Origin of the sequence: Streptomyces rectiviolaceus (assembly GCF_039533825.1) — a bacterium.
In the GTDB taxonomy this organism is placed as follows: Bacteria; Actinomycetota; Actinomycetes; order Streptomycetales; family Streptomycetaceae; genus Streptomyces; species Streptomyces rectiviolaceus.
The window spans coordinates 27,502-35,485 of sequence record NZ_BAAAUG010000085.1; the positions used below are offsets into that span (position 1 = coordinate 27,502).

Annotated in this window: 7 protein-coding genes and 1 pseudogene; 6 read left to right on the top strand and 2 right to left on the bottom strand. The window is 72.3% G+C overall.

What is annotated here, in order from left to right:
- Both ABD378_RS24275 and ABD378_RS24280 read left to right on the top strand, forming a co-directional pair.
- A partial coding sequence (locus tag ABD378_RS24275; protein ID WP_344523676.1) for an alpha/beta hydrolase occupies positions 1 to 1,068 on the top strand: 1,068 nt, incomplete at its 5' end.
- A gap of 88 nt (positions 1,069 to 1,156) precedes the next feature.
- Entirely contained in the window at positions 1,157 to 2,686 is a 1,530-nt protein-coding gene (locus ABD378_RS24280; RefSeq protein ID WP_344523678.1) for a hypothetical protein, read from the top strand.
- 15 nt (positions 2,687 to 2,701) lie between these two features.
- On the opposite strand, the gene ypfJ is transcribed toward ABD378_RS24280, so the two are convergent.
- On the bottom strand, positions 2,702 to 3,592 hold the full coding sequence (gene ypfJ / locus ABD378_RS24285; protein WP_344523680.1) for a KPN_02809 family neutral zinc metallopeptidase: 891 nt from the start codon (positions 3,590 to 3,592) through the stop codon (positions 2,702 to 2,704).
- A gap of 244 nt (positions 3,593 to 3,836) precedes the next feature.
- Here ypfJ and ABD378_RS24290 point away from each other — a divergent pair, with 244 nt between their 5' ends.
- The 4 genes from ABD378_RS24290 (at position 3,837) to ABD378_RS24305 (ending at position 7,835) form a co-directional block, all read left to right on the top strand.
- A complete protein-coding gene (locus ABD378_RS24290; protein ID WP_344523682.1) occupies positions 3,837 to 4,622 on the top strand; it encodes a PQQ-binding-like beta-propeller repeat protein in 786 nt (261 codons plus the stop codon).
- Between the two features lie 93 nt (positions 4,623 to 4,715).
- The gene (locus tag ABD378_RS24295) at positions 4,716 to 6,314 is read left to right on the top strand and encodes an ABC-F family ATP-binding cassette domain-containing protein (RefSeq protein ID WP_344523684.1); all 1,599 of its coding nucleotides are present in this window, start codon (positions 4,716 to 4,718) and stop codon (positions 6,312 to 6,314) included.
- A 352-nt stretch (positions 6,315 to 6,666) separates the two neighbouring features.
- Positions 6,667 to 6,888: a helix-turn-helix domain-containing protein gene (locus ABD378_RS24300; RefSeq protein ID WP_055550175.1), complete on the top strand. Its 222-nt coding sequence runs from the start codon at positions 6,667 to 6,669 to the stop codon at positions 6,886 to 6,888.
- Positions 6,889 to 7,022: 134 nt separating this feature from the next.
- A complete protein-coding gene (locus ABD378_RS24305; protein ID WP_344523687.1) occupies positions 7,023 to 7,835 on the top strand; it encodes an enoyl-CoA hydratase/isomerase family protein in 813 nt (270 codons plus the stop codon).
- 5 nt (positions 7,836 to 7,840) lie between these two features.
- On the opposite strand, the pseudogene ABD378_RS24310 reads toward ABD378_RS24305, so the two are convergent.
- Positions 7,841 to 7,984: pseudogene (locus ABD378_RS24310) on the bottom strand (nucleopolyhedrovirus P10 family protein); the annotation flags it as partial.

The window sequence follows — 7,984 nt, forward strand, 5'->3', positions numbered from 1 at the left end:
GCCGTCGCCGCGGGCCGGTTCGCCAGCAACGCCGCCCTGAAGGCGCCGGCGGGCCGTCCCCTGCCGACCGAGCCCCGCCTCACGGTCCATGCCACGGCCGCGGGCCAGATCGCCCTGACCCGCGCGCTCGCGAGCCTGCGCCCGGGCACGTACGGCCTCAGCGGCAACGGCAGCCACGCCGTGATCGGGCCCGTCCTTGACTCCGCGCCGCACGCCGCGGACACCGTCGTACGCCGCCTGGAGCGCGTCACGCACGGCTCCCTGGAGCCCGGCGACAAGGTCTGGCTCACCCCGCAGGTCCACATCGGCGACCCGCACGCCGCGCTGGACATCGACCACGCGGACGTCGACATCCCCGGCGAACTCGGCGGTCTGCCCGCATGGTTCGTGCCGGGCGTCCGCGACACCTGGGTGATCACCGTGCACGGCCTCGGCACGACCCGCGAGCACCCCATGGTCGTCATGGACTTCCTGCACCGCCAGCACTTCCCGGTGCTCGACATCGCCTACCGCGGCGACATCGGCGCGCCCCGCTCCCCGGACGGCCTCGGCCACCTCGGCGAGACCGAGTGGCGCGACCTGGACGCGGCCATCCGCTACGCAGTGCGCTACGGAGCCCAGAACGTGATCCTGCACGGCTGGTCCACCGGCGCCGCCATGGCCCTGCACGCCGCCGCGTACTCGGCCCTGCGCGACCGGATCAGCGGACTCGTCCTGGACTCCCCGGTGCTCGACTGGGAGACCACGCTGCGGGCACTCGCCGCGGCCCGGCGCACACCAGGGCCCCTCCTGCCGCTCGCGGTGCGCGCCGCCCAGGGCCGCACGGGCCTGCGCGGCGACCGCATCCTGGAGGCCGCCGACCCCGGTGTGCTCAAGGTCCCCACGCTTCTCTTCCACGGCCCCGACGACGTGATCGCCCCGTGGGCCCTCTCGCGCCAACTGGCCGATCGGCGACCGGAACTGGTCACGCTCCACACCGTTCCGGATGCGCCCCACGGCGCCATGTGGAACGCCGACCCTGCGGGCTACGAAGAGGCGCTGAGGCGCTTCCTCACGCCCCTCATGTAGTGCGTGAGAGCCCCCTGAAGTAGCGCTCCGGAGCCTCGCGAAGGCATTCCGTTTGGGTTTTCGGACCGTCAACAGGAAGACTGCTCCCGTGACGTCCCGTATCCCGCGCGACTCAAGGCTCCGACTCGTCCGCGCTCAGTCCCCCAGGGCCGACAGGCGAGCGGGGGCGGAGCGCGGCACAGCGCGATCCCTGACCGCCCCCGGCGCAGTGACGCAGCAGCGTGCGCGCCGTCCCGCGCCCCGGCCCCCCGAGGGCACACCCGCCCCTGGAGAGCTGGCCCGGATGGCGCGGGGGAGCCTCGCCGACGCCGTTCGGGTCGCCCGCTGGGCCGACGCGTCCCTGCACCCGGGACGCGGCCGCGCGGGAGCGCCCGAAGTCAAGGCGGTGCCCGATGCCGAGGCGGGGCCGGATGCCAAGGCGGGAGTGCCCGAAGCCACAGCAGGAGCGCCCGAAGCCAAAGGCGGCAAAGGCACCCTCTTCGCCGCCACCGCCGAACGGGCCGCCGCGGAACTCGCGCTGACCCCGGATCAGGTCCGCGCCGACTGGGACACCGCACGCCTCGCCGGCCTCATCGAGGTGCACGGCGACAGCGCGCGCCCCGGCTGGCGGCTGCGCGCCTGGGACCGCGACGACGCCGCCGTGCTGCGCGGCTGGGTCGCCCTCTTCGACGCCTGGTCGCTCACGCACGCGGCGTCACGCGAACTGGCGCCCGCCGTCGTGGCCGAGACCGTCGAGGCCATGCCGCAGCTCCTCACCCTGCTGCAGCTCTCCGCGGGCCCCGTCCCCGTGACGCAGCTCCTCGACCTCCTCGACCAGCGCGTCACCGAACTGCGCACGGAACGCTGCGAGATCCCCTACGGCCCGCAGCCCGAGCCGGTCGACCCGGCCGAAACCCCGTCCCTGGCCACCCTCCTGGACTGGGCGCTGCGCGGCCTCGCGGCCGTCGGAGCGCTCACGTACGCCGACGGGCAGGCCACGCTCACACCGCTCGGCAGCTGGGCGGTCTGGGTCAAGCTGGAGCAGATCTGCGTGGCCGCGCAGAGCCCGGCGGGCAACATCGAGCAGTCCGCCGACGACATGCTCCGCGGCTGCGCGCGCCTGCGCCCGAACGCGGCCCGCTCCGAGTACCGGGCCTGGCTCGCCGCCCGCCCCGTCGGCAGCGCCGTCACCGAGCTCCTGGACGCCGCCCGCGGCGAGGACGCCCTCCTGCGCGGCCTCGCCTTCGAGGCGCTGCGGGTGGTCGGCGCCCCGGCCGAGGCGGAGGTGCGGGCCGTCGTGGACGAGACCTCGCTGCGGCCCTACGCCCTCATCTGGCTGGCCGAGCAGGAGGGCGCCGACCCCGAGGACGTCCACCTGGTCCTGACGCGGGACGAGTCGACGTGGCTGTGGGTCGACACCGCCGCGGCCGTCGCCGACCACGGGGAGACCCATCTCCTCATCCGTCACCTGGAGTCCGCGGTGCAGCCCACGGTGCCCGCGCTCCTGGACGAGGTCCGCCGCATCGGCCACCCCCGCACCGTCCAGGTCCTGGTCGCCCTCGCCGCCGCCCACCCCGACCCGGCGCTGGCCAAGGCCGTGCGCCGGGCCGCCTTCCAGGTGCACACCGGCGGCGTCTGAGCCCCACCGGGCGCCTCACCGGAAGGTGTTGCACTGCGCCATGTCGCCGGTGCGGTAGCCCTGGTAGAACCACTGCTGCCGCTGCTCGGCCGAGCCGTGCGTCCAGGACTCCGGGGTGACCCGGCCCTGGAACTTCTCCTGGATGCGGTCGTCGCCGACCGCGGCCGCCGCGTCCAGGCCCTCGCGGATGTCCGCTTCGGTCAGGCTGGTGATCAGCGGCTTGCCCGTCTTGTCGTCGGGGGTGCGGGTCGCGTGCCGCGCCCAGACGCCCGCGTAGCAGTCGGCCTGCAGCTCGACCTTCACGGCGTTGCTGTTCTGGCCCGTACGCCCGTCCTGGGCGCGCTGCAGCGTCCCCATCAGGTTCTGCACGTGGTGCCCGTACTCGTGCGCCACGACGTACGCCTGCGCGAAGGGGCCGCCGCTCGAGCCGAACTTCGTCCGCAGCTCCTCGAAGAAGCCCAGGTCCAGATAGACCTTCCGGTCACCGGGGCAGTAGAAGGGGCCGACCGCCGACGTCGCCGCGCCGCACGCCGTGCCCACCCGGCTGGTGAACAGGACGGTCGACGCGGGGGAGTAGCTCGCCTGCCTGAGCTTGAACTCCGAGCGCCAGTAGTCCTGCACGCTGTTGACCACCGCCACGATGCGGCAGTCCTCCTTGGTGTTCGCGTCCTGCCCCGTACGGCAGGTCTGCTGCACCTGCGCGAGGGACGAGGAAGTGGCGGCGGGCTCCTCGTCGCCCGACGAGAGGCCGAGCTGGTCCGGGCCGACCCCGAAGAACAGCCCCAGGAGCAGTGCGATCAGGCCCGCGATGCCGCCGCCGACCGTCGCGTTGCCGCCGGGGATCCGGCTGCCCCGCACGTCCTGTACCTCGGACGTGTCCAGATCGGCGTCGTCGTCGAACTGCATGGGCGCACCACCCTCTGCCTCGCATCCGGGGCGGCGGCTCACCGCCCTGTGCCGAGATGTCGGCGCCTTCATCCTGATATGCCCCACTCCACGCGGCGCCGGACGGAGGGCCGAACGGGGGACCCTCGCCGAACGGTGCGTCGTGTCGCGGCCGCCGCCCGGGGCCGTGCGGTGACGCCGCCGCTACGCTCTGCGCCTGTTCCATGGGCAGAGGTACCGGAAGAGGTGCCGAAGAGGGGGCGTCGTGTCCGTAGTGCCGTTCGAGGTGTCCGGACCCGGGGCCGGGAGACCGGTGCCCGCCCGCTGCGGCTCACGGCTCGCGCTCCCGGTCGTCCTCGGCCTCCTCGCCCTGCCGCTCATCACGGCGGCCCACCACTCGCGACCCGCCCCCTACGGAGACCACGTCACCGTCCACGCGCGCGTGGCCGACGGCACAGCGGCCCCCGGGCTCCGGACCACGGGCCGCGCGGTCGAGGCGTACGACAAGGCGACGGGCCACCCGCGCTGGACCTACAGCCGCGAGGGAGCCCGCCCGCTCGCCCTGCTCCCCGCCCCCGGGCACGCCATCGCGCTCTGGAGCGACGGACTGGTCACCGACACCGCTCGCGCCGACGGCAGCGGCGTCCGCTGGCACCGCGCCATCCCCGGCAGCGCCCCCTGGCTGCGCTCTCCCGCCGCCCACGGCGCCACCGGGGTCCTGCAGCCCCTCGACCCCCGCGTCCGCATGCTCGCCGTCGTCACCCCGCACCGCATCGCCGCCTACCGCAGCGCCGACGGCGACCTGCGCTGGGTGCTGCCCGCCCGCCGGGGCTGCGCCTTCGAGCCCGCCCGTTCCGTGCGCCACGGCGCTGCCCTGATGGTCGCCCAGCCCTGCGGGGACGCCGCGACGCCGTGGACCTCACAGCTGATCGCGGTGGACGACCTCGGCCGGATCGTGCCCCGCCGCAGGCCCCTGGGCAACGAGCTGCCGGGCGGCGCCCCCGCGGACGTAGGCACCCGGGCAGAAAAAGAGCTTGCACCGCCCCGTTAGAATTGGCCGCATGGCCATTCTCCTCGTGCATTAGACGGCGTGATCGCCTTCAGTCCTTCCGCCGTCCAACCCCCCCTGCCCAGGAGTCTGTCCGTGATCACCGCTTCCGGCATCGAGCTGCGCGCCGGCGCCCGCATCCTCATCGAGAACGCTTCCTTCCGTATCGCCAAGGGCGACCGCATCGGCCTGGTGGGCCGCAACGGAGCGGGCAAGACCACGCTCACCAAGTGCCTCGCCGGTGAGGGCATCCCGGCCGGCGGCACCATCAGCCGCTCCGGAGAGGTCGGCTACCTCCCGCAGGACCCCCGCACCGGCGACCTGGACGTGCTGGCCCGCGACCGCATCCTCTCCGCCCGCGGACTCGACACACTCATCCGCAAGATGCGCGAGAACGAACAGCGCATCGCCAACGGCGCGGGTGCCACCCGCGACAAGGCGATGAAGCAGTACGAGCGCCAGGAGACGGAGTTCCTCACCAAGGGCGGTTACGCGGCCGAGGCGGAGGCCTCCACCATCGCCGCCGCGCTCAGCCTCCCCGACCGCGTGCTCGGCCAGCCCCTCCATACGCTCTCCGGTGGCCAGCGCCGCCGCGTCGAGCTGGCCCGCATCCTCTTCTCGGACGCCGACACCCTGCTCCTCGACGAGCCGACGAACCACCTCGACGCCGACTCCATCGTCTGGCTCAGGGACTACCTCAAGTCCTACCGCGGCGGCTTCATCGTGATCTCCCACGACGTCGAACTGGTCGAGACGGTCGTCAACAAGGTCTTCTATCTGGACGCCAACCGCGCCCAGATCGACGTCTACAACATGGGCTGGAAGCTCTACCAGCAGCAGCGCGAGTCCGACGAGAAGCGCCGCAAGCGCGAGCGGCAGAACGCCGAGAAGAAGGCCACCCAGCTCCACTCGCAGGCCGACAAGATGCGCGCCAAGGCCACCAAGACGGTCGCCGCGCAGAACATGGCCAAGCGCGCCGACAAGCTCCTGGCCGGTCTGGAGGACGTGCGCCAGAGCGACAAGGTCGCCAAGCTGCGCTTCCCCGATCCCTCGCCCTGCGGCAAGACCCCGCTGATGGCCGAGGGGCTCTCGAAGTCGTACGGCTCCCTGGAGATCTTCACGGACGTCGACCTGGCCATCGACAAGGGTTCGCGCGTGGTCATCCTCGGCCTCAACGGCGCGGGCAAGACCACGCTCCTGCGTCTCCTCGGCGGCGCGGAGAAGCCCGACACCGGGCAGATCCTCGAGGGCCACGGCCTCAAGCTCGGCTACTACGCGCAGGAGCACGAGACCCTCGACCCGGAGCGCACGGTCCTGGAGAACATGCGCTCGGCCGCCCCCGACCTCGACCTCGTGGCGGTGCGCAAGACGCTCGGTTCCTTCCTCTTCTCCGGCGACGACGTCGACAAGCCGGCGGGCGTCCTGTCCGGCGGCGAGAAGACCCGTCTGGCGCTCGCGACCCTGGTGGTCTCATCCGCCAACGTGCTGCTCCTCGACGAGCCCACCAACAACCTCGACCCGGCGAGCCGCGAGGAGATCCTCGGGGCGCTTCGCACCTACAAGGGCGCGGTCGTCCTCGTCACGCACGACGAGGGCGCGGTGGACGCGCTCCAGCCGGAGCGGATCATCCTGCTGCCCGACGGCATCGAGGACCTCTGGGGCCAGGACTACGCGGATCTCGTCGCGCTCGCCTGAGCGTCCACATTGGTTGATCGAATAACTGATCCACTGCGTATGGATCATTCGGCCGAGCCGTGATCCTTCATCTGTGTGAGGTCTCCTCGTACCGAAGTGTGGGATACACGGATTTCCCTTGTGGCAAGGGCATCGGACCCGGTTCTCGCCTGCCACCTCGCTGACCTGGCACTTCGGCCCACAACCCATTCGGCCGTACGTAATTCGATGCGCGGAATCGTTAATTCCGCTCGTGGTGTCGCCTTCCCCGGCGGGAAACCTCGTCGTACGGACCTTGCCGAATGGGTGGCCAGGAAGCCCGCGAGGGGTGATCATGAGAAGTCCAGAGCGCACTTCCCATGAGGAGGCACGGGTGGCCGAGACTCTGAAGAAGGGCAGCCGGGTAACCGGCGCCGCGCGCGACAAGCTCGCGGCAGACCTGAAGAAGAAGTACGACGGCGGTGCGAGCATCCGGGCGTTGGCCGAGGAGACCGGCCGTTCGTACGGGTTTGTGCACCGCATGCTCAGCGAATCCGGAGTCACGCTGCGGGGACGCGGCGGGGCGACGCGAGGCAAGAAGGCCGCAGCCGGCTGACGGCTGCGGGCGGCACACCGGCTTCGACGGTGGCCACCCGGTCGATCGGTTGATCGGCCGGGTGGTTACTGTGCAGTCACTTACGGGCGCGTACATGCGTCCCGACCGACCGCACACCACCATCGGAGGCCCCTATGGTTTCGCCCGGCAGTGAACTCGGCGGATCCGCACCGGTACTCGACAAGGACGGCGTACGCCTGACTGTCGACGAGGCCGTCGCCACGGTGACGCTGGCCAACCCGGCCAAGCGCAACGCCCAATCTCCCGCGCTGTGGAGGGCGTTGGCCGAGGCAGGCCGGATGTTGCCGGGCAGTGTCCGTGTCGTCGTGCTCCGCGGTGAGGGCAAGTCCTTCTCCGCGGGCCTCGACCGACAGGCGTTCACGCCCGAGGGCTTCGACGGTGAGCCGTCATTCATCGATCTGGCGCGCGGTGACGACGACGTCCTCGACGCGACGATCGCGGAGTACCAGGAGGCGTTCACCTGGTGGCGGCGCAGTGACATCGTGTCCATCGCCGCGGTCCAGGGGCATGCCATCGGTGCGGGCTTCCAGCTCGCGCTCGCCTGTGACCTGCGGATCGCCGCTGACGACGTGCAGTTCGCCATGCGCGAGACCAGCCTGGGCCTGGTGCCCGACCTCACCGGAACGCACCCCCTCGTGGGGCTTGTCGGCTACGCCCGCGCGCTGGAGATCTGCGCCACCGGGCGGTTCGTCCACGCGCCCGAGGCCGAGCGCGTTGGCCTGGCCAACCTTGTCGTGCCCGCAGACCAACTCGACGCGTCCGTGAGCGACTTGGCGGCCGCGCTGCTGACCGCGCCGCGCGACGCCGTCATCGAGACCAAGGCCCTCCTGCAGGGCGTGGTCGGGCGTACGTACGAAGAGCAGCGCACCGCCGAGCGGGCCGCGCAGGGGCGTCGCCTGCGGGACCTGGCGGGGCTCGGCGACTGACGTCGTCACTCCACCGCGGTGACCAGGACGGCAACCGTCGGGTGGCCCGGCAGCGCGTCGCCCACCGCCGTGCGGACCGCGAGCGCCACGTCAAGGGCGCGGTGTTCGCGGCTCGTCGCCAGCTCCACGCGCGCGTGGCGGCGCGGCAG